This window comes from Marinobacter xestospongiae (genome assembly GCF_023156385.1).
GTDB lineage: Bacteria > Pseudomonadota > Gammaproteobacteria > Pseudomonadales > Oleiphilaceae > Marinobacter > Marinobacter xestospongiae.
The window spans coordinates 164,525-186,125 of record NZ_JAKZAK010000005.1; the positions used below are offsets into that span (position 1 = coordinate 164,525).

Sequence of the window (21,601 nt, forward strand, 5' to 3'; positions counted from 1 at the left end):
CATGCCAGCATTCGATTACAAGGCACTCGATGCCCGTGGCAAGCAGAAACAGGGCGTGCTGGAGGCAGACAGTGCCCGCGCGGTACGTCAGCAACTGCGCGAAAAAGGCATGGCGCCGCTGGAGGTGTCACCGGCTACCGAGAAGCAGACCAAGAGCAACCCCCTGAGCAGCCGGGGTGGCCTCAGTGCGGCGGATCTGGCCCTGGTGACGCGACAGCTGGCAACACTGATCCAGTCTGGTATCCCTATTGAGCAGGCGCTGAACGCCGCTGCCCAACAATCCCAGAAACCGCGCCTGAAAAGCATGATGATCGCCATCCGCGCCAAGGTGATGGAGGGCTATTCTCTGGCGGACAGCCTGGGCGAGTTTCCCCGGGCGTTTCCGCGGCTGTACCGCTCCACCGTTGCTGCCGGCGAGCACGCGGGCCACCTGGATCTGGTGCTGAACCGGTTGGCGGATCACACTGAGAGCCGTCAGGAGGCCCGTCAGAAGATTCAGTTGGCGGCGATCTACCCGATCATCCTCAGTTTTGTCGCCATCGGCATCGTGGTGTTCCTGCTGACCTACGTGGTGCCGGACATCATCGAAGTGTTTCTCAAACAGGGCCAGGAACTGCCGGCGTTGACTCAGGTGATGCTGACGGTGTCCGAGTTCCTGTCCAGTTATGGCCTGTTCCTGGGGGTGGCGTTGGCGTTGGCGTTCGTGGGGTTCCGGCTGGCGCTGCGCAAGCCGGCAACCCGGATGCGCTTTCACCGCTCGCTGCTGAACATGCCGTTGCTGTCTGGCATGGTGCGGGGGGTGAATACCGCCCAGTACGCCAGTACCCTGAGCATTCTCACCACCAGTGGCGTGCCGCTGGTGGAAGCCATGCGGATTGCCGGCGAGGTGCTGTCCAACGATTTTCTGCGACAGGAACTGCGCGGTGCCGCCCAGAAAGTCAGCGAGGGTGGCTCCCTGCACCGGTCGCTGGACCAAACCGGCTATTTCCCGCCGATGATGCTGCACATGATCGCCAGTGGTGAGGCCAGTGGTGAGCTCGACAGCATGCTGGAACGGACGGCACGGATGCAGGAAAACACCCTGCAGGCGAAGATCGCCGCCATTGTTGGCCTGTTTGAGCCAATGATGCTGCTGGTGATGGGGGTGGTGGTGTTGATCATCGTATTGGCCATCATGCTGCCCATCCTCAACATGAGTAATCTGGTGGGCTAGTCCCGTCATCATCGGGACTCCGGACCCTTCTGAAGAACCCATCAATCCGACCTAAAGAGACTTGGAAAATGAACACACAGGTAACAGCAAAAGGACACGCCCAGGCGGGTTTTACCCTCATCGAGATCATGGTGGTGATGGTTATCCTCGGGTTGCTGGTGGCCATCGTCGCGCCCAATATCATGGGCCGCAGTGACCAGGCCAAGGTCACCGTCGCCGAGACCCAGTTGAGCAATATTGCCAACGCGCTCGATCTCTACCGCCTCGACAACAGCCACTACCCGTCTACCCAGCAGGGGCTGGAAGCACTGGTGAGCAAGCCCACGGGTAACCCGGAGCCGAAGAACTGGAACCCGGATGGTTACCTCAAGAGCACCCCGGAAGACCCTTGGGGTAACGACTATCAGTACATCAGTCCGGGCGTCGAAGGCCCCTATGACCTGTTCTCCTACGGCTCCGACGGCCAGGAAGGTGGTGACGGCGATGCCGCTGACATCAGCGTCTGGGCCAGTAAAGACTAAGGTTCTGGATCGCCTGGCATGGTACGGACACTGCCTGGACAATCGGCCGAGCCGTCTGGCGCAAAGCTGACGGTATCCCGTTCGGCGTGCGCTCGGGGCTTCACCATGATTGAAATACTGGTGGTGCTGGTGGTGGTCGGCCTGCTGGCAGCGCTGGCCATCGTGAATCTTGGCGGTGGCAGTCAGTTGCGGGAGCTGAAAAATGAGGTCCAGGAACTGTACCTGCTGATGCAGACCGCCAGCGAACAGGCGGTGTTGAACAACCAGGAGCTGGGTTTGGTCATGGAAGAGGAGGGCTACCGCTTTGTCCTCTACGACGACCTTAATGGTGAGTGGGTCGGCCAGCCAGAGCGGCTGTTCCGGCCCCGGCAGTGGCCTGAGTGGCTGGTGGCCACCCTGCAGGCGGAAGGCGATGCCCCCAGGCTTGCCAGCGACGAAGACAAACTGAGGCCCGACCTGGTGTTTTTCTCCAGCGGAGAAACCACCCCGTTCGAGGCCGAGTTCACCCTGGGGAGCGACACCGACCACCGTCACCGCATTGAGTCCGATGGCCTCAATGGCCTCGACTGGCGGGCACCGGGTGATGAGGACGAACTTTGATGGGACCGTCTCCACCCCAGTCCCGGCCGCGGGTATCCGGTTTCACCCTGATTGAAGTGCTGGTGGCGTTGCTGGTCTTTGCGCTGATTGGCACGGCAGCCTCCCAGGTTGGCAGTCAGTACATTTCCAGTTACGAAACCGTTCGCGACCGTACCCTGGCAACCTGGGTGGCGGACAACCGCATGAATGAGCTGCGCCTGGAAGAAAGCTTTCCCGAGGTGTCGGAAAACACCGACGAACTGGATTTTGGTCCCTATCGCTGGCAGGTGCTGACGGCGATCAAGGGTACCGCTGAGCCGAGTATCCGTCGGGTTGACATAACGGTGTCCCGCTTCAACCAGATCGAGAACGATTTCCGCTCCGTGCATACCCTGTCCGGATTCCTCTGGGAGCCGCAGTAATGGCCATTGTGCAATCGCCACGGCCGCGTCAGCCCGGGCAGGGCGGCTTTACCCTGATGGAAGTGCTGATTGCGGTGTCGATCACGGCGGTGATCGGCCTTGGCATCTGGCAGGTGCTGTCCGGCGTCATTACCTCTCGTGATCGGGTGGATGCGGTGGCGGACGAGTTTGATGGTCTGCAGCGTGCCCTGCTGCTGATGGAGCGGGACATCACCCAGGCGGTCAATCGGACCAGTCGCAACATCTACGGCGACACCGAACCGGCGCTGACCAGCCGCAACGAGCAATTTGATCTGATTCTGACCCGCCAGGGCTGGCGTAACCCGCTGGGTACCCGGCGCTCGGAGTTGCAGCGGGTGGCCTATGAATACACCGGTGAGGAGTTGCGGCGGCGATTCTGGCTGACGGTTGACCTGGGCCAGGAAGACAACAGCCGCGACCAGTTGCTGCTGGAACAGGTCAAACAGCTGGAGTTCGAGTTTCTCGACAGCAATAACAACTGGGTCGAGTCCTGGCCAACCCAGGAGATGCTCAACAACGCCATGACATCGGGGATGGCGGCGCTGTCGCTGCCTCGCGCCATCCGCATTCGCCTGGAGCACGAGCGTTTTGGCGACATTGAACGCCTGTTTGTGCTGCCGGAGTTTGATCAGGTGGCGGTGCAGCGCTTTATCCGCGATAGCCAGTCCTCCGGCGATGATGACGACGGTGACGACGACGGCCGGGGCGATGACGGTGCAGCCGCCGAGGGGGCGCAATGAGCCTGAACCGTCGATCCCAGCGGGGCATGGCCCTGATCATGGTGCTGCTGGCGATGGCGTTGGTGGTGATGCTGGCGGCGGGCATGACCCAGAAACAGAGTGTGCGGGTGTATCGGGCGACCCATTACCTTGCCCAGAACCAGGGGTTCAGTATTGCCCTGGGGGCGGAAGAGTTCGCCAAGCAGATTCTGTACAGGGACTACGAGCAGGACAAGGAAGACAACCTGTTGGTGGACTCGCCGGACGAGGTCTGGGCCAAGCATTCTGCGATTTTACCGGTGGACGATATTGGTCTGGTGGAAGTGCAGATCGATGACCTTGGCGGTCGTATCAACCTGAACGATCTGGTTGAGGGCGGTGAGCAGGTCAATGACCTCACCCGTAAGCGATTGGAGCGGCTGTTGCAGGTGCTGGATATCCGCAACGTATCGGTGGATGCTCTGGTGGACTGGATCGACAGCAACGATCAGACCGTCTCCGCCCGCGGTGCGGAAGACGGTCATTATCTGGTGGCAAGTCCATCGTATCGGGCGGCAAATCAGCCCTTTACCAATGTCAGCGAATTGCGGCTGATCGATGGCATGACCGAAGAGTACTACCGTAAACTCCGGCCCCATGTGACGGCGTTGCCGGTGAGCGGGTTGGGTATCAATGTCAATCTGGCAACGGCGCCGGTGCTGCAGTCGCTTGATGAGCGCCTGACGCAGGCCCAGGCGGAGGCTATTCTTGCCAGAGTGGAAGAAGAAAGGTTCGAGGACATCAAGAACTTCCTCGCCTTGGATGAATTTGCCGGGATGGGGCTGAAATCGGACGGTCTGGGCCTCACCACCCGTTTCTTCGACGTTGCGGCGCGGATCACTTACGATGACCGGGAAGTCAATCTGGTCAGCACACTCTATCGTGGCCCGGATGGCAGAATGCAGGTGGTTCGCCGTGACAGTGGCCAGAAAAACCGAATCACAAAAGAGCCGTTCACCGTACCGGACGGCGGATAACACACCGTGCAGCGGGATTAAGGACAACCAACACCATGAGCTATCGTCTTTACGTGCAGCCACTGTGGCCCACGGAAACGCCTGAGGGTGAACTGCCCGAGCGGGTGTTCCATTGGGCGCTGCTGGATGCCGGCGGTGAGATTCAGGCCCGCGGCCAGGGTGATCGCCGGGAGACCATTGAGCAGACCCTGTCTCAGAATGCCCTTGAGAACGTTAACATGGTCGGGGTGGTGCCGGGCGATGAGGTGTTGTTCTGCGTTGCCGACATTCCTGCCAAACAGGCCCGGTACATTCGCCAGGCCCTGCCATTCGCCGTGGAGGAACAACTGGCGCAGGATGTTGACTCGATGCATCTGGCGCTCGGCGAGAACTCGGAACGGGGGTATCAGGTTGCGGCCATTGACCGCCATGCCATGACCAACTGGCAGGCCCTGTTCCGCGGCTGGGCCCACACCCGACTTACGGCGATCTATGCCGATGCGGCCATGCTGCCGGTGGAGAATGAGGGCGGCTGGACCATCTGCCTGGATGGCGATCGCGCCATGGTGGCCAACAACAGCGGCGAGTGGCTGCGCATCCATGCGGCCAACCTGGCGATGTTTATCCAGACCCTGGCATTGCCGAGGGAGGACGAGGTGATCTCGGAGGTTGCCGTTACCCTGTACGGGTCGCCTGCGGACCTGGAGCAGCACCAGGCGCTGGAGGGCGCGGTGGCTTCACAGGGCGCCATCAGCCTGCGCCAGGAAGTGCTGGAGATCTCACCGATCGAGCTGTTGGCCCATGCCCATATCCGCCATCGCTGCCGGCCCATCAATCTGTGTGAAGGCGCCTTCTCCCTCAACGGCGGCAGCTCCGGGGCCCTCAAGCCCTGGCGCCCGCTGATTGCCGTGGCCTGCACCTGGTTTGTGCTGCAGGTGGGGCTGGAAGTGGGGCTGGGAATCTACAAGCAGCAGCAGGCTGATCAATTGCAGGACCAGGCGATGGCGGTCTATCGGGAGGCCTTCCCCCAGGATCGTCGGACCACCGCGAACAATGTCCGACGAGTGATTCAGGGGCAGCTGAGACAGCGGGATTCCCAGGGGCAGGCGCTGGATTTCCTGGCCTTGGTGAAACACGCCGGTCATCAGTACGCCACCTTGCCGGGACGGAGTCAGGTGTCTTTCAGTGCCATGAACTACACCGAATCCCGGGGTGAGCTGGTGGTGGATCTGCGGGCCGACAGCTTCGACAAGCTCAACGCGCTGCGCAGTGGACTGGTCCAGCGGGGCCTGGAGGCCGACATCGGTTCGGTGGTGAACGAAGCCAGCGGTGCCCGTGGCCGCCTGACGATTTCTGGAGGCTAAGTGGTGTTGCAGAAACTGAAACGAAACCCCGCCATCGGCAAGTTGGTGGCGCAGTACGACCAGCTGCCGAAGCGGGATCAGCAGGCGTTGCTGGTGATGAGTGTGGCAATCCTGCTGGCAGTACTGTATTTCGCCATCTGGCGACCGGCGGTCGGCTTTCACCAGCGGGCGGAGTCGTCCCGCGAGAATGCCGCGGAACTGCTGGCCTGGATGAATGCCAACCGCACGTCTATTCAGGCCCTGGCCGAGGGCGGCGGTGGCGGTACCACAGCATCGTCGATTACCGATGGGCGGGCGCTGATGTCTACGGTCACCCGCAGTGCCGGCGAGAGCGGGCTGTCGCTGAACCGATTTGAGCCCAGTGGCGATAGCGCTATCCGGGTGTGGCTGGAGAATGTGTCGTTTCAGAAAGTGGCGGCCTGGCTGGAGCAGTTGTCGGGCCAGCATGGCATTATTGTGGATCAGGCCTCATTCGACCGGGAAGACGCTCCCGGTATGGTCTCGGTACGTCTGACGTTGAAGATATAGTGGAGCCGATCGCAGGGCCTTGCGAATGCCAGGGCCTGTGAAGACTCCGGGGGAGCAACGGATAATTACGGCGGTGAGGGGAGAGAGTGATGGCAACGGCCACTCAGGATAACAAGAACAACCCGCAACCGGTGGTAGTCAGGCTGGACGCAACGGCACTCAATGAGGCCAAGTCGATCCTGTTTCAGGCCTATCGCCATGAACCCACGTTCCAGTATCTGTTCGATCATCGTCGCCCGGGTTATGAACAACGGGTGCGGGCCACCGTACGTGAGCTGATCGGTCTTTATTTCGATCTGGACCAGGAAGCCATCGGCGTGATGGTCAATGAAACCTTGGTGGCGGTGGCGTTCATCGGCGAGCCGGAGTTGCGGCTGAATCTGGCCAATCAACTGAGCTGGCGACTGCGGATGGTGCTGACCACCGGTTTTGCCTGTACCCGCCGCTACCTGGATTACCATGACCGCATTCGCCAGTTGCTACCCCAACCTCAGGCCCATCAGTTGCCCCTGATGGGCGTGCATCCCAAATACCAGAACCGCGGCTACGGTCGGCTGCTGCTGGAAACCGTCCAGCGCCTGTGTGCCGATAACCCCCGTGGTAGCGGCTTGGTGCTGGATACCGGCAACAGCAAATATCTGCATTTCTACGAATCTGAAGGTTTCCGCAGTCTTGGCAAGATCCAGCTGGGGAACTTTGAGGATCACGTCCTGTATCGTGATGTGGATGGGCACTCTGCCGCTCACCCTGTTTAATCCCAATCACTGAACAGCGGTCCACTGGCCGCTTTGAGGAGAGGTTGTGTCTGAGCTCCAGGAATTCGATCTGATCATCATTGGTGCCGGGTCCGGCGGTGTTCGTCTGGCACGCATGTCGGCCCAGCGTGGCGCCCGGGTGGCGGTGGTGGAAGCCCGCTACCTTGGTGGCACCTGTGTGAACGTCGGCTGTGTTCCCAAGAAATTGTTTGTCTATGGCTCCCATGTCCATGAAGACCTGGAAGACGCCGCGGGTTATGGCTGGTCTGTCCCCTCCGATCAGGTCAGCTTCGACTGGCCGACCCTGGTGGCCAACAAAAATACGGAAATTGAGCGGCTCAATGGCATTTACGGTCGCATGCTCGACAACGCCGGTGTCACCGTTATCCAGGGTACCGCCGCCATGGTGGACGCCCACACGGTAGCGGTGGGGGATGACCGCTATCGCGCCAGACACATCACCATTGCCACCGGCAGCTGGCCGGTGGTGCCCGACATTCCCGGCAAGGAATGCATCCTCACCTCCAATGAGATGTTCTACCTGCCACAATTGCCGCGACAGGCGGTGGTCTGGGGTGGCGGTTACATCGCGGTTGAGTTTGCCGGCATTCTCGCCGGCCTTGGCGTGGAAACCACACTGCTGTACCGGGGTGACCTGTTCCTGCGGGGGTTTGATGACGATGTCCGCAAGTTCACCGCCACCGAAATGCGCAAGAAAGGTATCCAGCTCAGGTTTGGTGCCACCATCGAGTCGGTGGAATCGGAAGGTGCCCATTACAACGTGCGCCTGTCCGACGGTTCGACCATGACCACCGGCCTGGTGATGGCGGCTACAGGGCGTCGGGCCCTGACCGATGGCCTTGGGTTGGAAGCGCTGGGGGTCGCAATGACGCGGTCTGGCCACATCGAGGTGGACGACCACTTCCAGACGTCAGTACCGAGCATTACCGCCCTGGGCGACGTGATCGGCACCCCTCAGTTGACCCCGGTGGCCCTGGCCCAGGGGATGGTGCTGTCCCGCCGCTTGTTCGGTGACGGCGGCGGTGAGATGGACTATGCTGCTATTCCCACGGCGGTGTTCTGTCAGCCCAACATTGGTACCGTTGGTCTGACGGAAGCGGAAGCCCGCGAACAGGGCCACGACGTGAAGATTTTCCGTTCAGAGTTTCGCCCGATGAAACATACCCTGAGTGGCCGTGACGAACGCTGCCTGATGAAGCTGGTGGTGGATGCCGACAACGACGTGGTCCTCGGCGCCCACATGGTCGGGCCGGACGCCGGCGAGATCACCCAGGGCATCGCGGTAGCGATCAAGGCCGGGGCGACCAAGGCTCAATTCGATGCCACCATCGGCATTCACCCAACCTCGGCCGAAGAGTTCGTCACCATGCGCGAGCCAGTCGCTTCCTAGCAAATCCCTAGAACCGAATCCACCGGCTCAGTACTGTCCGCAGTTTGTCCTTGCGAACTGGTTTGGACAGGTAATCGTTCATTCCGGCCTCGCGGCAGGCGCTCTCGGTTCCTGGCAGGGCGTCTGCGGTCAGCGCAATGATTGGAATGGCGAGCTGACCGCTGTCCCTCTCCCAGTCACGAATGGTGCGGGTGGCTTCAAAGCCATCCATCACCGGCATGTGGCAATCCATCAGGATCACTTCGTAGTCGAACTGGGAGGAGCGTACCCGGTCCAGAGCATCCTTGCCGTTGCTGACGGCGTCAGTCTCAAAGCCCAGACGGGTCAACAGCGCCGTGGCAACCCGCTGGTTGACCGGGTTGTCTTCCACCACCAGGGCACGGGTACTGCGATTGGGTGAGCCAGGGTCCGCGGGCTTGGGTTCTGGCCGCCTGTCCTGATCGTCGGTGATCTCTTCGCGGAGTTCAAACGGCACCTCGAAGGAAAATGACGAGCCGGTGCCCAGGTCAGTTTCTACCTTGACGTGCCCACCCATCAGTTCCACCAGCTTCTGCACCAGGGCCAGACCGATGCCGGTACCGCCGTGTGTGCGGCTGTGGGAATTGTCCAGCTGCTCAAAGGTCTTGAAGATCTCTTTCATGCGGTCGGTGGGGATGCCGGAACCGGAATCCCGAACGGTGCATTGCAGCACCATGCACTGTTCCTCGAGATAGTGCCATTCCGCAATGACGGTAATGGAGCCCTGGTCGGTGAACTTGATGGCGTTGTCCAGCAAGCCGGCCAGTACCTGCCGAAGGCGGGGGGCGTCACCCTTGACCTGGGACCGCCCGGGCCAGTTACCGGTCAGTTGCAGGGACAGCTGCAGGCCTTGCTGCTCCGAGGCGTGGCGGTAGGTGGCCACGCAGTTTTCGATCACCTGGCGGAGGTCAAAATCGTGATAGTCCAGGGCCAGTTTGCCCCGGTCCATTCGCGAGATGTCGAGGATGTCACTGATGATGGTCAGCAGGTCTTCGGTGGCATGGCGAGCGGTGCCAAGATAGTCCTGTTGCCGTGGGTTGAGTTCGTCCTCGGCAATCAGTTCAATCATCCCCAGTACGCCATTGAGTGGCGTCCGCAGCTCGTGGCTCATGGTGGCCAGGAACTCGGACTTGGCCCGGTTGGCGCTTTCGGCCCGTTCCCGTGCCGTTTCCGAGACTTCCAGGGTCTGGTCCCGGGAAGCCTTGAGTGATGCCATATGGCGGGCCAGGGCGTTGAGGTTCTGCTCCAGTTCCAGCACATCGCTGGTCTGGTTGGCGCGATCCACCGGGGCTTCCCGGTAGTCTCCGGTCATCAGTGTGTTGATGCGTTCGGCCATCAGGTGAATCGGGTGTACCAGGCTGTGCAGGGTGCGTCTGACCAGCAACAGCGTAAAGGCGAGCAGTGACAGGCCGACAATCACCGAGGACCACACGATGTCCTTCTGGCGGGCGACCAGAGCCTGCTCGGAGACGCCGACCTCCACGGTGCCCAGGCGGATCACTCCGGAGGTGAAGCCGTAGACGGGTTCAAACCAGTCGGCGTCGTCGTCTTCCTCCATGTCGAGGGGGCGCTGGAGAATGTCGGCGGTGAACACGTCGCTGGTGGCGTCGACCCCCTCCGCCGGCGAGTCACCAACCTCGCCGACCACCCGGTCGGTTACGTCGGTCACCCGAATCCATTTGACGTGGCTGCGTTTGAACGTCTGGGTGAGGATCTGCTCCAGCAGCTGGGTGTTGCCGGACACCACCGCGTACTCTACTGCCGGCGCCAGATTGTCCGCGAGGATTTGGCTGCTGTTGTAAAGCTCCTTGCGGGCATCATCCAGCCGTGCCGACGTGAAAAACACCAACAGTACCAGGAACATCACCAGGGCCGGCATGACGCCAAGCACCATCAGCCGGTGGGTCAGGGATTTTGGGGTGCCTTTGCGGAAATTCATGGATTGTCGCTCCCTGCGTCGTTCTGCAACAGAGCGTTGATTCCCTGCGCCAGTTCATCGGTGTCCGGTACCGGTATGTTCAAAGAGCGGGCCACTTGGCGGTTGACGTCGATCTCGAACCGTTCGGGGTGCCCCGGTGGTGCCAGGGAACCGTCGTCCAGAAACTGCCGCACCCGCTCTGCGGCGATCGCGGTGACGGTCTCCAGTGAGGTGTAGCTGGACGCCAGAACCCCGGCACGGACAAAGGCCCGTCCTGGGCCGATGACGATCCGGTTGCGACGGTACGCCGTCAACAGGATGTGTTTGATGGTGCGGGCGTTATAGATTGCCGAGTCTGGCACCGCCAGCAGAAAATCACCGAACGACAGCGCACGGGCGAGAGTGGCGATCAGGGCGTCTTCGCCCTGCACCGGGAACACCCGGGCTTCCAGCTCGAAACGCGCCAGTTCTTCCAGCAACGGATCGTAGCGTGCCTCTTCGCCGGCCTGAACCAGCAGGGCCACCTGGTTGCCCTGGGGCAGGATCAGCTTGCCTAGCAGTGCCTGGCGGATCAGGGGCGGGTTGTGATAGATCGCCGACAGGGTGGTGCGTTCACGCCCCAGATAAGCCGCGACTTGGTTCTCATCCACCATCAGGGCCAGAGTGGCAGGCCGTGGCGACTGTTGCTGGACCTGGGACAGGGCATTGCTGCCCAGAGCAACCACCAGCAGATCGGGGTGGGACAGGCTGAACGCTTCGGTGTAGGTGCGCACCTTGACCCGGCTGCCCAACTGGTTCTGCAGCAGGTCCATGAACCGGAGGTTGAAGGCGGTGTTGTCGGAACCTGCGACCAGAACCGTACGGAAGAACTGCGCTGACGGCTCTGGCGCCTGGGCCCGTGCGGCTGACGACAACCCCAGCACGCTGGCCACCAGCAGAAGACAGAACAGCGTAACCAGCCTGCCTGTCACGGCAGAAAACCATCCCGGTATTTGGTTGTTGCTATTACTCATCACCTACCCTGGTAAACTGCCTGCCCCAATCCGGCTGCCGGCATGAATACAACCTAGAATCGCACTCCGGCTTCCACAAACACCTGATGATCGTTACTCAGAATGTTGTTTCGGCTCAGTGGGGGAATGCCGTGCAGATAGTGCTGAAAAATCACGGCTACATCGTAGTTGATTCTAGGGGTATATACGTTTTTTACCAGACGCAGATCGACGCGCTGGAAGTCGCCCCGGCGTAACTGGTCCGCCATGTAGAACGCCAGCGCCGAGGAGATGTCGAAACCATAACGCTGGACCCAGACAAAACTGCCGGAGTGTTCGGCAGTCAGTCGGCTTTCCAGATCAATGAAACGCTGGGCATCACTGGCGACAACCGGCCCGCCGGTGTACTCACCGTCTTGATCCATGTAGGCGTACGTCAGGCGGAACTGGGTGTCCGGGTACTCCAGCGAGGCTTCCAGCTCAACCCCCTGCTGATCCAGCGCCACGTTGTTGGCGAGGTTCCAGTCATCCACGCTGATGTCGCCGCTGATGATGTCCCGAAGGTGGTCGTAGAAGTACTTGATCTCGGTGGACAGCAGCCCGCCGCCAGCACGGAACTGGCCAAAGTAGCTGATCTCCCGGGAAATAATTCGCTCTTCCCGTAAGGTGCCGGAAGCCTGCAGCTGAGGGCCAACCCGGGTCCCCTCGAGGGCCGAGGCAGCATCGGGGGTGACGTGGCTGACCCGGTAGCCCCAGTCGGCATCCTGTTCGAACGCATCGGGTGAACGCACCGCCTTGGAGAAGACGAACCGCAGGGTCTGGTCGTCTGCCAGCTGGAAGTTGGCGGCAATCCGGGGGGAGAACACGTCATCTTCCAGGGTGGTGGAATCTTCCCAGTTGCCCCCGACGTTGAAGGTCAGCCAGTTGACCGGGGTGTATTCAATGTTGGCGAACACCCGCGACTGGTAGTTGGCACCTTCGCCGTTGAAGTAGGTATCGGAGTCGAAACTGTCCTTGCGGTAGCCCAGGCCGGAGACCATGCGCAGGTCCGGCGACAGCATCAGGGTATCCTGCAGTTCGAACTCCTGGCGCGATTCAAAGATGTCCTGATTGACGTCTGCGCAGAAACCGGCGCCAGGGGGACAGGCGCGCCAGCGCTGCCGGCGGTTGTAGTCCTGGTAGCTGGCCTGGATATGAAGGAAATGACGATCCGACTGAATATAGTTCCAGCGCGCCTGCAGGTAATAGTCGCGGACATCGATGTCCGGGTGCTGTTGGGCGCCGAATTCATCGCCGATGCGGCGGATGTCTTCCTCATCCTCGCCGTCGGTGGCTCCGGCACGCAGCTCCAGAGAGTGGCGGGCGCTCAACGAGGCGTGGGCGTCGTAGTTGAAGAAGTCCAGATTGTAGCCATCATGGAACGGCACGACCCGCAGGCTGTCATTGTCGATCTGGCTATCGTAGCCATCCTCTTCCGCTCGCTGATAGGACAGGCGCCAATTGTAGCGGTCGCTGCTATGGCCTACCGAGCCGAAGACCTTGCGGTGGCCGCGACTGCCGTAGCTGGTGCGGATATTGACGCCCTGGGTGTCTTCCGGAGAGCGGGTAATGATGTTGATGGTGCCCAGGAAGGCGTTGATGCCGTACGCGGCGGCATTGGGGCCGCGGCTGATCTCGATCCGTTCAATGTTCTCCAATGCCACCGGCATGGTGTTCCAGTCGACCCCGGCCAGGTTGGGCTGGTAGGCGGTCCGGCCATCGATCTGTACCTGCAGGCGGCGCTGATCGTAAGCGACGGTCCCGTGGTAACTGGCAACCGGGCTGTTGCTGCCGACATGGCCCATGGTCATGCCGGGCACCAGCCGGAATACTTCCACCAGATTGAGGATGCCCAGATCGCGAATCAGCTCTCCCTGAATGATGGTGGTGGTGCCCGGAACCCGTGACTTGGGCTGGCGCAGTTTGGTGGTGGTAAGCACCTGGGGCACGGGTTCTTCCAGCAGAAAACCATAGTCGGGCTGGAAGGTATCGGAGACGTCCAGTGCGGCGACTATTCGTTCCGGTGGCAGGGCGCTGTCCTGGGCTCTCTCGTCCACCGCATGGGCGGGGTAGGGGAGGGCGGTGATGACCAGGCCAGCGATCAGGCATGGTTGTTTTCGGGCGGTGCTTGTAAGGGATATCATAGGCGTTCTTTTTTTAACCGCAGTTTTACAGGGCATCTGAGGGACAGTCTGAACCGGGCAGCGAATGTCCGACGGATGAATCGGGAGCTTACTGGGTGTTATTCTGTGACGCTGTTATAACTGGTTGATGAACAATGCCTGGAACCGGCACGTCATGCTCTGATCGTTTCGGTTATAAAGGTTACGTGATTGTTAGGTGCGATGATAAGCCACCGTACCTTGGCTTGTCTTCCTTTGCTCATATTTTCAGGAGTGGTCGTTGATGAATTGTTGGGACGTGCTTGGTATTGAACCGACCCGGGACCCCGGCCAGATTCAGGCAGCCTATAGCCAGCAGGCCAAGTTTGCCTCCCGTCAGGATATGGAGAGTCTGGAGCAGGCCCGTCGCGACGCCCTGGCTCAGGCCGGTGTGGCGCCAGACACGATGCAGGCATCGGAACAATCTGACCAGTCCGCACCGGGTGCGGCGACAGACAATACGCGGCCGGTCCCGGAAACAACGCCATCCGGAATGAGCGAGGGACTGTCGGCGTCTGATCACCAGGTGGTTCGGGAAGTGGTTATCCAGATCAAGGCGCTGCTCAACGACAGTGGCCGTAGCCAGGATGCGGCTATCTGGAAAGCGGTATTGGCGGAACCTCCAGCCGATCGCCAGGCCCTGCGGGATGAGATCGCCCGTCAACTGGAATCGCAACTGCGGCCCATGGCTGGTCAGGGCGGGCTGGCATTGCCGGTGGCGGAATTCCTTGGTCACTGGTTCGGGTGGTCGGAACTTGAGGAGCTGCGGAACCCGGCGGAGCCGGAACCCGGAATGGCGGACAGCCCGGTGTACGCCCGGCCGGAGGACGCCGAGGCCGGCGAGTCCCCCGGGGGGCAGCCCACCACCAGTTTCTGGCCGGCGGTGATTGGCTGGGTCGTGGGGCTGGTGGTGCTGACCAGCCTGTTCAGTCAACTGACCGGCTCCTGAATCGGCTCGACTGAACACTCAGACACGGGAGCCGTCGACGGGACGGCTGTCTGGACAGGGTGACTCCGCTGCCTGAGCCGCCTCGATCCGGCGTCGGTAACGTTCGGCCAGAATAGCGCCGACAATGACCTGGATCTGGTTGTAACACATGATCGGCAGCACGATCATGCCAAAACCGGGATGGCCGGAGAACAGCACCTTGGCCATTGGCAGTCCCGACGCGAGGCTCTTTTTGGACCCGCAGAACACCACCGCCGCTTCGTCTTCCAGGCTCAGTCCGCACAGCTTTACCACTCGTCTTGCCACCACGATCAGCAGCCCAAGCAGACCCAGGCAGAAACCGATGGTGAGCAGGATGGCGGTCAGCGGAAGTTGTTGCCAGAGTCCGCTGACCACAGAATGGGAGAACGCCGAGTAGACGATCAGCCAGATCACGCACTGATCATAGCGAGCCGTCAGGTGCTCATGGCGGGCCAGCAGGCCGCCCAGCCAGGGGCGCAGGGCATGACCGATGGCGAACGGCGCCAGCAGTTGCAGCACAATGTCCTGCAGCGCCTGCCAGACCGAAAATCCGCCGGCACTGGTGGTGCTAACCAACACGATCAGCAGGAACGGTGTCAGCATCATGCCGAAGACGTTGGAGGCCGCGGCGCTGCATATGGCGGCCGGGACATTGCCACGAGCCATGGCGGTGTAGGCAATGGACGACGACACCGCTGACGGCAGCACCCCCAGGTACAGGAAGCCCAGGCCCAGGTCCGCCGGAATCCAGGTGGGGGCCAGAGCATTGATGGGCAGCACCGCCAGCGGAAAGAACACGAACGTCAGGCTGGTGATCAGCAGGTGCAGTCGCCAGTGACTGGCACCGGCAATAACCTGCTCCCTAGACAGCGCGGCGCCGTGCAGGAAGAACAGCAACGCCACCGCGAGGGTGCCTGTGGTGGCCAGTACGCTGGCGGCGTCGCCGCGAACCGGTACCACCGTGGCCAGCACAATGGCGCCCAGCAACAGCAGGGTGAAGCGGTCAATGGGCAGTTTCATGGCATGTTCTCCCCGTTGGTGCTGGCCAGGGCATCCAGGCTGGGCTGCAGCAGGGCTCTGGCCCGTGCTGCGGCTTGTTCAGGGTCCTGACGTCGAACCGCTGCGAGTAGCAGTTCGTGGGCTTCCTGGGAGGGTTCGGGCAGGGTCTTGTCCAGTTCGGTCTCTTGGATTGTGTGGCTGATGGCGTGGGCAAAGTAGCCGTACAGTTCTGTCAGGGCGGAGTTATGGGATGCCTCGGCAAGCGCATGATGAAACCGCTCGTCGTGATGGATTCGCGCGTCCAGGTTGTCGCCGGCGGCGGCCCGCTGATCCAAGGTTTCGGAAAGCAGTTTCAGTTCGTCGCCGGTACGGCGCAGGGCGGCCAGACGGGCAGCCTCGGTTTCCAGCATCAGACGAACTTCCAGTTGGTCCCTGAGCTGAGCGCGGTCTATGCGTCGGAGGGTTTCTCCGGCATCGCGATTCGCCCGCACGTAGGTGCCGTCGCCCTGGCGGGTTTCCAGCATGCCTACATGAACCAGAACCCGCACCGCCTCCCGCACAGTGTTGCGGCTGATGCCCAGGGACTCGGACAGTTCCGATTCCACCGGCAGCCGGTCTCCGACCTGCCACTCACCCTGTTCAATGGCGCCACGCAGGGTTTCAATGGCGTGGTCCACCAGGGACCCGCGCCGGATTCTGGTGAGGTTGGTCATGATTGGTCATCCTTTAATCGGGTGATCCAATCATCCTATGAATTTTCGGTGGTCGCAACCCTGCGCCGACTGCGGTCGTCCAGCGTGGGTTACGAGGGTCTCAATCTGGCAGGGGAATACTCTCCTTGTCATCGCCAGGGACTTTGGGGAAGCGCCCCTCGCGCCAGTCTTCGCGGGCCTGTTGAATGCGTTCAGGGCGGCTGGAGACAAAGTTCCAGTCGATGTAGCGCCGCTCAAAGCGCTCCCCGCCAATGATGGCGATGCGGGTGTCCGTTGTTGCTTCAACTTCCAGTCCGGCCCGGCTATCAAAACAGGCCATGGCAAACTCGGGGATCACGGTTTCCCGTGCTTTCAGGCCGCCTCGGGCGACGTACACTGCGCGTTCCTCGGCATCTGGCAACGCCAGCACCTGGCCCTTGAGCAGGTGAGCTTCAACGTAGAGTGTTTCGGCGAAGGTCTTGACTGGCGAAGTGGCGCCATAGGCGGTTCCCATCATCACTCGCACCGGAACCCCATTGACCGTCAGCGCGGGTACTTCGTCGTCGGTGTAGTGATAGAAAGCCGGTGCCATTTCCTCCAGATGCTCGGGCAGTGCCAGCCACAGTTGCAGGCCATGGAGACGATGTGCGGACGCGGTGATCTGCGGACGCTCCCGCTCGGAATGGACAATCCCGTGGCCGGCGACCATCAGGTTGATATCGCCCGGGCGGATGGCCTGCAGGCTGCCCAGGGAATCCCGGTGCAGGATCTCGCCAGAGAACAGGTAGGTCACGGTGGCAATGCCGATGTGAGGGTGAGGGCGGACATTGAGGCCTTCGCCCGCCGGAAAGCTGGCCGGCCCCATGTGGTCAAAGAATACCCAGGGCCCAACCATCTTGCGTTTGGCGCTGGGGAGTACCCGTCGTACCGAAAAGCCTCCAAGGTCCCGTTCGCGGGGCTCGATCATCAGTTCCACCGCGTCACAGGCCTCAACAAAATCGCATTCGTGCTCGCACTGACTGCTCAGGTTGCTCATGGATTGTCCTCGACTGGATGGTTGTCCCGCTGCTACAACAATCGATCAACCGCAGGAAATGGCTTGTATCAAGAGCTTGAGGGTATGATTGGCAGTTTCCTAAAAGCTTAGTCCATTCTGAAAAGAACAAAGAATCTGCGTGCCCGTCCGGCGCCCCAGGGAAAGGAGTAAAAAACATGTACACCGATCCAGCTCACCCGATTGCATTACGTACCCCGTTGGTTCCCAGTTTCCCCATGTCCTCGCCGCAGGGGCCCCGAATCTGGCTGAAGCTCGAAGCATTGCAGCCGTCGGGCTCGTTCAAGCTGCGGGGAATGGCACGCAAGGCGGTTCGGACCAAGGCCCAGGGCGCGACCCTGTTTGTCAGTTCCTCCGGCGGCAATGCCGGCCTGGCGGTGGCCTTTGCCGGCCAGCAGCTCGGGGTGGCGGTCTCGGTGTTCGTGCCTGAGACGACGCCGGCGGCAACGGTGGCGCGGTTGCGTGGCTACGGTGCCGACGTCACGGTAACGGGGCAGTTCTGGCATGACGCTCACGCCAAGGCCCAGGTTGCCGCCGATCAACCGGGGGCGGTAATGTTTCACCCGTTCGATGACCCGGAGATCTGGCCCGGCTACGGCGATATCCTTGCAGAGACTCTGGCCGACGGTGTTACTCCGGATCTGGTGATCTGCAGCGTGGGCGGCGGTGGGCTGATGTCCGGACTGCTGGAAGGGCTGGAGCGGACCGGATTGCAGGATGTGCCGCTGCTGGCGGTGGAGACCGTCGGTGCTGATGCCCTGCACCAGTCAAGATTGGCGGGTGAACAGGTCACCCTGCCCAGTATTACCTCGCGGGCCAAGTCACTGGCTGCACCGCGAGTGTGTGATCGGGCCTATCAAGCCCTGTCGGAACGCCCGGTGTTTACTGCCACGGTGACGGATGAACAGGCGGAAAACGCCTGCCAGCGCTTTCTCGATGAGCATCGACTGAAAGTCGAGATGGCCTGCGGTGCGGCCCTGGCGGCGGTTTACGATCAGGCCCATGAGCAGATTGCTGCCAGCAACGACATTCTGGTGGTGGTGTGCGGTGGCGTGAATGATTGATGATCGTTGAGGGCGTCGCGGTAACTGATGTGGTAGTCGAACAGGGGCCCGTGACGGCGCCCCTGTTGTCTCAGACGGCTCTATTCAAGCGTCGTTGAGTGACTTCATGTCGATCACAAAACGGTACTTCACGTCGCCTCGTTTCATCCGCTCATAGGCTTCGTGGATGTTCGCCATGTCCAGCATCTCAATATCGCAGCGGATGTCGTGCTCGGCACAGAAATCCAGCACTTCCTGGGTTTCCGGCATGCCACCGATCAGCGATCCGGCCAGGACCCGGCGTTTGCCCACCAAGTGGGCGGCGTGGATGGCGTGGTCGATCGGTTCCAGCAAGCCCACGATGATGTGAGTGCCGTCGAACTTGAGGCACTGCAGGTAGGGGTTGAAGTCGTGTTGCACGGGGATGGTGTCGAGCATGAAATCGAACTGCTCCCGGGCGGCTTTCATCTGCTCCGGATCGGTGGAGATGATGACATGATCAGCGCCCTGTTTCCGGGCTTCCTCCACCTTGCCGGCGGAGCGTGTAAACAGGGTCACTTCAGCGCCCAGGGCCTTGGCAAATTTGACCCCCATGTGGCCCAGACCGCCCATGCCGATAACACCCACCCGATCGCCAGCTTTGACGCCGTAATGCCGCAAGGGGGAATAGGTGGTGATACCGGCGCAGAGAATCGGTGCGGCGTTCGCCGGGTCCAGGGTATCGGGGATTCTCACCACGAAGCGCTCACTGGCCACTACCCGGTTCGAATAGCCACCGAAGGTGACGGTGCCGTCGTGACGGTCGATGCCGTTGTAGGTGCCGGTGGAACCCTCAAGGCAATACTGTTCCAGGCCTGATTCGCAGGCCTCGCATTGGCGGCAGGAATCCACCAGGCAACCAACTCCCACGATGTCGCCGGGTTGATACTGTCGGACGTCCGCGCCGACGGCGGTGACCCGGCCAACAATCTCATGGCCCGGAACGACCGGGTAGCGGGTGATGCCCCAGTCGTTCTCAACGAAGTGGATGTCGCTGTGGCAGACACCGCAATAGTCGATCTCAATGGCGACGTCGTCAGGGCGCAGTTCGCGGCGCTCGAAATCGATGGGAGACAGCCCGGAGGTGGGGCTATGGGCGGCGTAACCTCGTGCTTGTGCCATGGAAAGACTTCCTCGTATCAGAAACGATGAATGGTGGACTCGGCACACAGTGTGCGACGAATTGGCCGTTGGAACCATTCATTTTACGAACCATCGGGATCAATGGTGCAGTCCGGAAGCACGCTGACGTTTGGTTCGGGGAAGTCTGTTCCGGGTGCAGTCTCTGCTACAGCCGTAGCAGCGCTGCTCCCCAGGTAAAGCCACCGCCGAAGGCTTCCAGCAGCACCACGTCGTTGCGCTGGATTCGGCCATCGCGCACAGCGGCATCCAGGGCCAGGGGGATGGATGCCGCAGAGGTATTGCCATGCTGGTCAACCGTGACAACGACCCGGTCCATCGTCATGTTGAGCTTGCGGGCGGTGGCGGAGATGATGCGGAGGTTGGCCTGGTGCGGGACCAGCCAGTCGATCTCCGATTTGTCCATGTTGTTGGCTGCCAGGGTCTCATCGACAATCTGGCCGAGGGTGTTGACGGCGATCTTGAAGACCTCGTTGCCCTTCATTTCCACGTAGCCATGACCGGCCTTGAACTGGTCTGTGCCATCGGCAATGCCACAGGGAACGTGCAGCAGTTCTTCGTACTGGCCATCGGCGTGCAGGTGGGTGGAGAGAATGCCGGTCTCTTCACTGGCTTCCAGCACCACGGCACCGGCACCATCGCCAAACAGCACGCAGGTGCCCCGGTCTTCCCAGTTGATGATCCGCGAGAACACCTCGGAGCCGACCACCAGTGCACGTTTGCTGGTACCGGTGGCGACGAACTTCTCGGCGGTGGCCAGGGCATAGACGAAACCGCTGCATACCGCCTGGATGTCAAAGGCGGGACAGCCGTGAATGTCCAGCCGACGCTGGAGGATGCAGGCACTGCTGGGGAAAATCTTGTCTGGCGTTGAGGTGGCGAACACGATCAGATCAATATCGTCTGGTGTCAGACCGGCTGCCTCAATGGCGCGCCGGGCGGCGTGTTCCGCCAGGTCCACCGTGGTCTGGCCGGGCAGGGCAATGTGGCGCTGTTCGATGCCGGTGCGCTCGCGAATCCACTGGTCGGTGGTGTCGACGGTGCGTTCCAGGTCCTTGTTGGTTACCACATTGTCCGGCAGGTAGGACCCCGTGCCGGTAATACGTGCGTAGGTCATGCAAGCGTGATCCGGGATGGCAATGAATGGGTGTTGCGGGACGCATTGCGTGGTGCTGGTTAGCGTCCCTATGTATTTCCCCATCCTATACCGGCGGCTTGCTGGACCGTTATTAGCTCTTTGTTGTAAGCGGGCGGCTCCTTAGGCCTCGGCGGTGTAGAACAGGCGCTCGATTTCGGCATCCGACAGCGCCAGCACATCCGACTCGAGCTGCTCCAGATGCTTGAGGATCACCTGGGAGACTGCCTCGAGATCGGCAAAGCGGGCGCGGGCCTTTTCGGTGCGGGCGTTCTTCTGGGTTGAGCTGCGCCCCAGCAGGCGGCCAAAGAAGCCCGGGCTGGCCCGGTTGTCATCGTCAAACAGCAGTTTGAAGATCTCCATATACATGTCGTGGAGGTTCAGGTGAGGCTGCTCAATGTTGCGGTAGCTCTCAAGCCCTGTTAACGCGGCGCCGGCGCCGTAGTACCAGCGACCGAACCGGCAGTCGGTGCCAACGACGGGTACGTGATCTTTCAGCACCTCCATGCCGGAGATCAGGGCACTGGCGTATCGTACCCAGCGGATGTGGCCCTGGCGGGCAGCCCTCAGCTCCTGGACGATGACGGTTTTCTGGTTCATGGAGTGATCCTTTTGTTGTAAAGCGGCAAGCCGGTTCAAACGGCTCCGGCAATCTATCGACGGACTGTGTCAGCCTCAAGACAGCGGAACAGGAAGCCACAAAAAAGTAATAATCAGTTACGTTTAGTCGCTGTTGTTGGATCGTTGTTGAGATTAGCTGAGGGGAGGCTGGGAGCGTTGTCTTTCAGGCAAAAGGTGGTACTATCTGCCGCCATGAATACACGGACCCCATTCGTTTCTTCCCAGTTTTCGTGGTGGCGCGGCTCTCTCCC

General features: G+C 61.1%; 21 protein-coding genes. 12 read left to right on the forward strand and 9 right to left on the reverse strand.

Translation table 11 applies throughout. The features are described 5' to 3' along the window. Position 1: 1 nt before the first annotated feature. From gspF to gorA, 10 genes are all read left to right on the forward strand, one after another. The gene (gene gspF, locus MLD24_RS05145) at positions 2 to 1,213 is read left to right on the forward strand and encodes a type II secretion system inner membrane protein GspF (protein ID WP_227175728.1); all 1,212 of its coding nucleotides are present in this window, start codon (positions 2 to 4) and stop codon (positions 1,211 to 1,213) included. A gap of 68 nt (positions 1,214 to 1,281) precedes the next feature. Next, the gene (gene gspG / locus MLD24_RS05150; protein ID WP_227175729.1) at positions 1,282 to 1,734 is read left to right on the forward strand and encodes a type II secretion system major pseudopilin GspG; all 453 of its coding nucleotides are present in this window, start codon (positions 1,282 to 1,284) and stop codon (positions 1,732 to 1,734) included. 18 nt (positions 1,735 to 1,752) lie between these two features. Continuing rightward, entirely contained in the window at positions 1,753 to 2,334 is a 582-nt protein-coding gene (gene gspH / locus MLD24_RS05155; RefSeq protein ID WP_282450460.1) for a type II secretion system minor pseudopilin GspH, read from the forward strand. Further along, positions 2,334 to 2,735 carry a type II secretion system minor pseudopilin GspI gene (gene gspI / locus MLD24_RS05160; protein ID WP_248164808.1) on the forward strand — a complete coding sequence of 134 codons (402 nt, stop codon included), beginning with the start codon at positions 2,334 to 2,336 and terminating at the stop codon, positions 2,733 to 2,735. Before gspH ends, gspI begins: the two co-directional genes overlap by 1 nt. Continuing rightward, positions 2,735 to 3,496, forward strand: a complete 762-nt coding sequence (gspJ, locus tag MLD24_RS05165; RefSeq protein WP_248164811.1) for a type II secretion system minor pseudopilin GspJ — start codon at positions 2,735 to 2,737, stop codon at positions 3,494 to 3,496. The genes gspI and gspJ overlap by 1 nt, the downstream gene beginning before the upstream one ends. Further along, complete coding sequence (gene gspK / locus MLD24_RS05170) at positions 3,493 to 4,491, forward strand: type II secretion system minor pseudopilin GspK (protein WP_248164814.1); 999 nt, start codon at positions 3,493 to 3,495, stop codon at positions 4,489 to 4,491. Before gspJ ends, gspK begins: the two co-directional genes overlap by 4 nt. Before the next feature lie 35 nt (positions 4,492 to 4,526). Next, positions 4,527 to 5,834 carry a type II secretion system protein GspL gene (gene gspL / locus MLD24_RS05175; RefSeq protein WP_248164817.1) on the forward strand — a complete coding sequence of 436 codons (1,308 nt, stop codon included), beginning with the start codon at positions 4,527 to 4,529 and terminating at the stop codon, positions 5,832 to 5,834. Between the two features lie 3 nt (positions 5,835 to 5,837). After that, a complete protein-coding gene (gene gspM / locus MLD24_RS05180) occupies positions 5,838 to 6,362 on the forward strand; it encodes a type II secretion system protein GspM (RefSeq protein ID WP_227175735.1) in 525 nt (174 codons plus the stop codon). A gap of 89 nt (positions 6,363 to 6,451) precedes the next feature. Beyond that, on the forward strand, positions 6,452 to 7,117 hold the full coding sequence (locus tag MLD24_RS05185) for a GNAT family N-acetyltransferase (protein ID WP_227175736.1): 666 nt from the start codon (positions 6,452 to 6,454) through the stop codon (positions 7,115 to 7,117). 46 nt (positions 7,118 to 7,163) lie between these two features. After that, positions 7,164 to 8,528 carry a glutathione-disulfide reductase gene (gene gorA, locus MLD24_RS05190; RefSeq protein WP_248164829.1) on the forward strand — a complete coding sequence of 455 codons (1,365 nt, stop codon included), beginning with the start codon at positions 7,164 to 7,166 and terminating at the stop codon, positions 8,526 to 8,528. Between the two features lie 7 nt (positions 8,529 to 8,535). Here gorA and MLD24_RS05195 read toward each other — a convergent pair whose 3' ends face one another. The 3 genes from MLD24_RS05195 to MLD24_RS05205 form a co-directional block, all read right to left on the reverse strand. After that, on the reverse strand, positions 8,536 to 10,485 hold the full coding sequence (locus MLD24_RS05195) for an ATP-binding protein (RefSeq protein ID WP_248164832.1): 1,950 nt from the start codon (positions 10,483 to 10,485) through the stop codon (positions 8,536 to 8,538). Then, entirely contained in the window at positions 10,482 to 11,435 is a 954-nt protein-coding gene (locus MLD24_RS05200) for an ABC transporter substrate-binding protein (protein ID WP_248164835.1), read from the reverse strand. The genes MLD24_RS05195 and MLD24_RS05200 overlap by 4 nt, the downstream gene beginning before the upstream one ends. 95 nt (positions 11,436 to 11,530) lie before the next feature. Then, complete coding sequence (locus MLD24_RS05205; RefSeq protein ID WP_248164837.1) at positions 11,531 to 13,639, reverse strand: TonB-dependent receptor plug domain-containing protein; 2,109 nt, start codon at positions 13,637 to 13,639, stop codon at positions 11,531 to 11,533. A gap of 262 nt (positions 13,640 to 13,901) precedes the next feature. Here MLD24_RS05205 and MLD24_RS05210 point away from each other — a divergent pair, with 262 nt between their 5' ends. Then, on the forward strand, positions 13,902 to 14,606 hold the full coding sequence (locus MLD24_RS05210) for a J domain-containing protein (RefSeq protein WP_248164840.1): 705 nt from the start codon (positions 13,902 to 13,904) through the stop codon (positions 14,604 to 14,606). Positions 14,607 to 14,624: 18 nt separating this feature from the next. Here MLD24_RS05210 and MLD24_RS05215 read toward each other — a convergent pair whose 3' ends face one another. The 3 genes from MLD24_RS05215 to MLD24_RS05225 all read right to left on the reverse strand — a co-directional run bounded on the left by MLD24_RS05215 (position 14,625) and on the right by MLD24_RS05225 (position 17,354). Then, positions 14,625 to 15,647, reverse strand: coding sequence for a bile acid:sodium symporter family protein (locus MLD24_RS05215; RefSeq protein ID WP_248164842.1), 1,023 nt, complete (start codon positions 15,645 to 15,647; stop codon positions 14,625 to 14,627). Beyond that, positions 15,644 to 16,339 carry a FadR/GntR family transcriptional regulator gene (locus MLD24_RS05220; RefSeq protein ID WP_248164845.1) on the reverse strand — a complete coding sequence of 232 codons (696 nt, stop codon included), beginning with the start codon at positions 16,337 to 16,339 and terminating at the stop codon, positions 15,644 to 15,646. The genes MLD24_RS05215 and MLD24_RS05220 overlap by 4 nt, the downstream gene beginning before the upstream one ends. Before the next feature lie 100 nt (positions 16,340 to 16,439). Then, positions 16,440 to 17,354 carry a pirin family protein gene (locus MLD24_RS05225; protein ID WP_248164848.1) on the reverse strand — a complete coding sequence of 305 codons (915 nt, stop codon included), beginning with the start codon at positions 17,352 to 17,354 and terminating at the stop codon, positions 16,440 to 16,442. Positions 17,355 to 17,530: 176 nt separating this feature from the next. Here MLD24_RS05225 and MLD24_RS05230 point away from each other — a divergent pair, with 176 nt between their 5' ends. Next, positions 17,531 to 18,436 carry a pyridoxal-phosphate dependent enzyme gene (locus MLD24_RS05230; protein WP_248164849.1) on the forward strand — a complete coding sequence of 302 codons (906 nt, stop codon included), beginning with the start codon at positions 17,531 to 17,533 and terminating at the stop codon, positions 18,434 to 18,436. 84 nt (positions 18,437 to 18,520) lie between these two features. On the opposite strand, the gene MLD24_RS05235 is transcribed toward MLD24_RS05230, so the two are convergent. From MLD24_RS05235 to MLD24_RS05245, 3 genes are all read right to left on the reverse strand, one after another. Continuing rightward, entirely contained in the window at positions 18,521 to 19,576 is a 1,056-nt protein-coding gene (locus MLD24_RS05235; protein WP_248164852.1) for an NAD(P)-dependent alcohol dehydrogenase, read from the reverse strand. A 166-nt stretch (positions 19,577 to 19,742) separates the two neighbouring features. Next, positions 19,743 to 20,711, reverse strand: coding sequence for a beta-ketoacyl-ACP synthase III (locus MLD24_RS05240; protein WP_227175747.1), 969 nt, complete (start codon positions 20,709 to 20,711; stop codon positions 19,743 to 19,745). 141 nt (positions 20,712 to 20,852) lie between these two features. After that, entirely contained in the window at positions 20,853 to 21,329 is a 477-nt protein-coding gene (locus MLD24_RS05245) for a CZB domain-containing protein (RefSeq protein ID WP_248164855.1), read from the reverse strand. Between the last annotated feature and the right edge of the window lie 272 nt (positions 21,330 to 21,601).

Coding starts and splice junctions, on each gene's coding strand:
- gspH (WP_282450460.1), top strand. CDS start 1,753: ATGGTACGGACACTGCCTGGACAATCGGCCGAGCCGTCTGGCGCAAAG.
- MLD24_RS05235 (WP_248164852.1), bottom strand. CDS start 19,576: ATGGCACAAGCACGAGGTTACGCCGCCCATAGCCCCACCTCCGGGCTG.
- gspJ (WP_248164811.1), top strand. CDS start 2,735: ATGGCCATTGTGCAATCGCCACGGCCGCGTCAGCCCGGGCAGGGCGGC.
- MLD24_RS05230 (WP_248164849.1), top strand. CDS start 17,531: ATGTACACCGATCCAGCTCACCCGATTGCATTACGTACCCCGTTGGTT.
- gspI (WP_248164808.1), top strand. CDS start 2,334: ATGGGACCGTCTCCACCCCAGTCCCGGCCGCGGGTATCCGGTTTCACC.
- MLD24_RS05205 (WP_248164837.1), bottom strand. CDS start 13,639: ATGATATCCCTTACAAGCACCGCCCGAAAACAACCATGCCTGATCGCT.
- gspF (WP_227175728.1), top strand. CDS start 2: ATGCCAGCATTCGATTACAAGGCACTCGATGCCCGTGGCAAGCAGAAA.
- MLD24_RS05185 (WP_227175736.1), top strand. CDS start 6,452: ATGGCAACGGCCACTCAGGATAACAAGAACAACCCGCAACCGGTGGTA.
- MLD24_RS05195 (WP_248164832.1), bottom strand. CDS start 10,485: ATGAATTTCCGCAAAGGCACCCCAAAATCCCTGACCCACCGGCTGATG.
- MLD24_RS05240 (WP_227175747.1), bottom strand. CDS start 20,711: ATGACCTACGCACGTATTACCGGCACGGGGTCCTACCTGCCGGACAAT.
- MLD24_RS05245 (WP_248164855.1), bottom strand. CDS start 21,329: ATGAACCAGAAAACCGTCATCGTCCAGGAGCTGAGGGCTGCCCGCCAG.
- MLD24_RS05225 (WP_248164848.1), bottom strand. CDS start 17,354: ATGAGCAACCTGAGCAGTCAGTGCGAGCACGAATGCGATTTTGTTGAG.
- gspK (WP_248164814.1), top strand. CDS start 3,493: ATGAGCCTGAACCGTCGATCCCAGCGGGGCATGGCCCTGATCATGGTG.
- MLD24_RS05215 (WP_248164842.1), bottom strand. CDS start 15,647: ATGAAACTGCCCATTGACCGCTTCACCCTGCTGTTGCTGGGCGCCATT.
- MLD24_RS05220 (WP_248164845.1), bottom strand. CDS start 16,339: ATGACCAACCTCACCAGAATCCGGCGCGGGTCCCTGGTGGACCACGCC.
- gspL (WP_248164817.1), top strand. CDS start 4,527: ATGAGCTATCGTCTTTACGTGCAGCCACTGTGGCCCACGGAAACGCCT.
- MLD24_RS05210 (WP_248164840.1), top strand. CDS start 13,902: ATGAATTGTTGGGACGTGCTTGGTATTGAACCGACCCGGGACCCCGGC.
- gspG (WP_227175729.1), top strand. CDS start 1,282: ATGAACACACAGGTAACAGCAAAAGGACACGCCCAGGCGGGTTTTACC.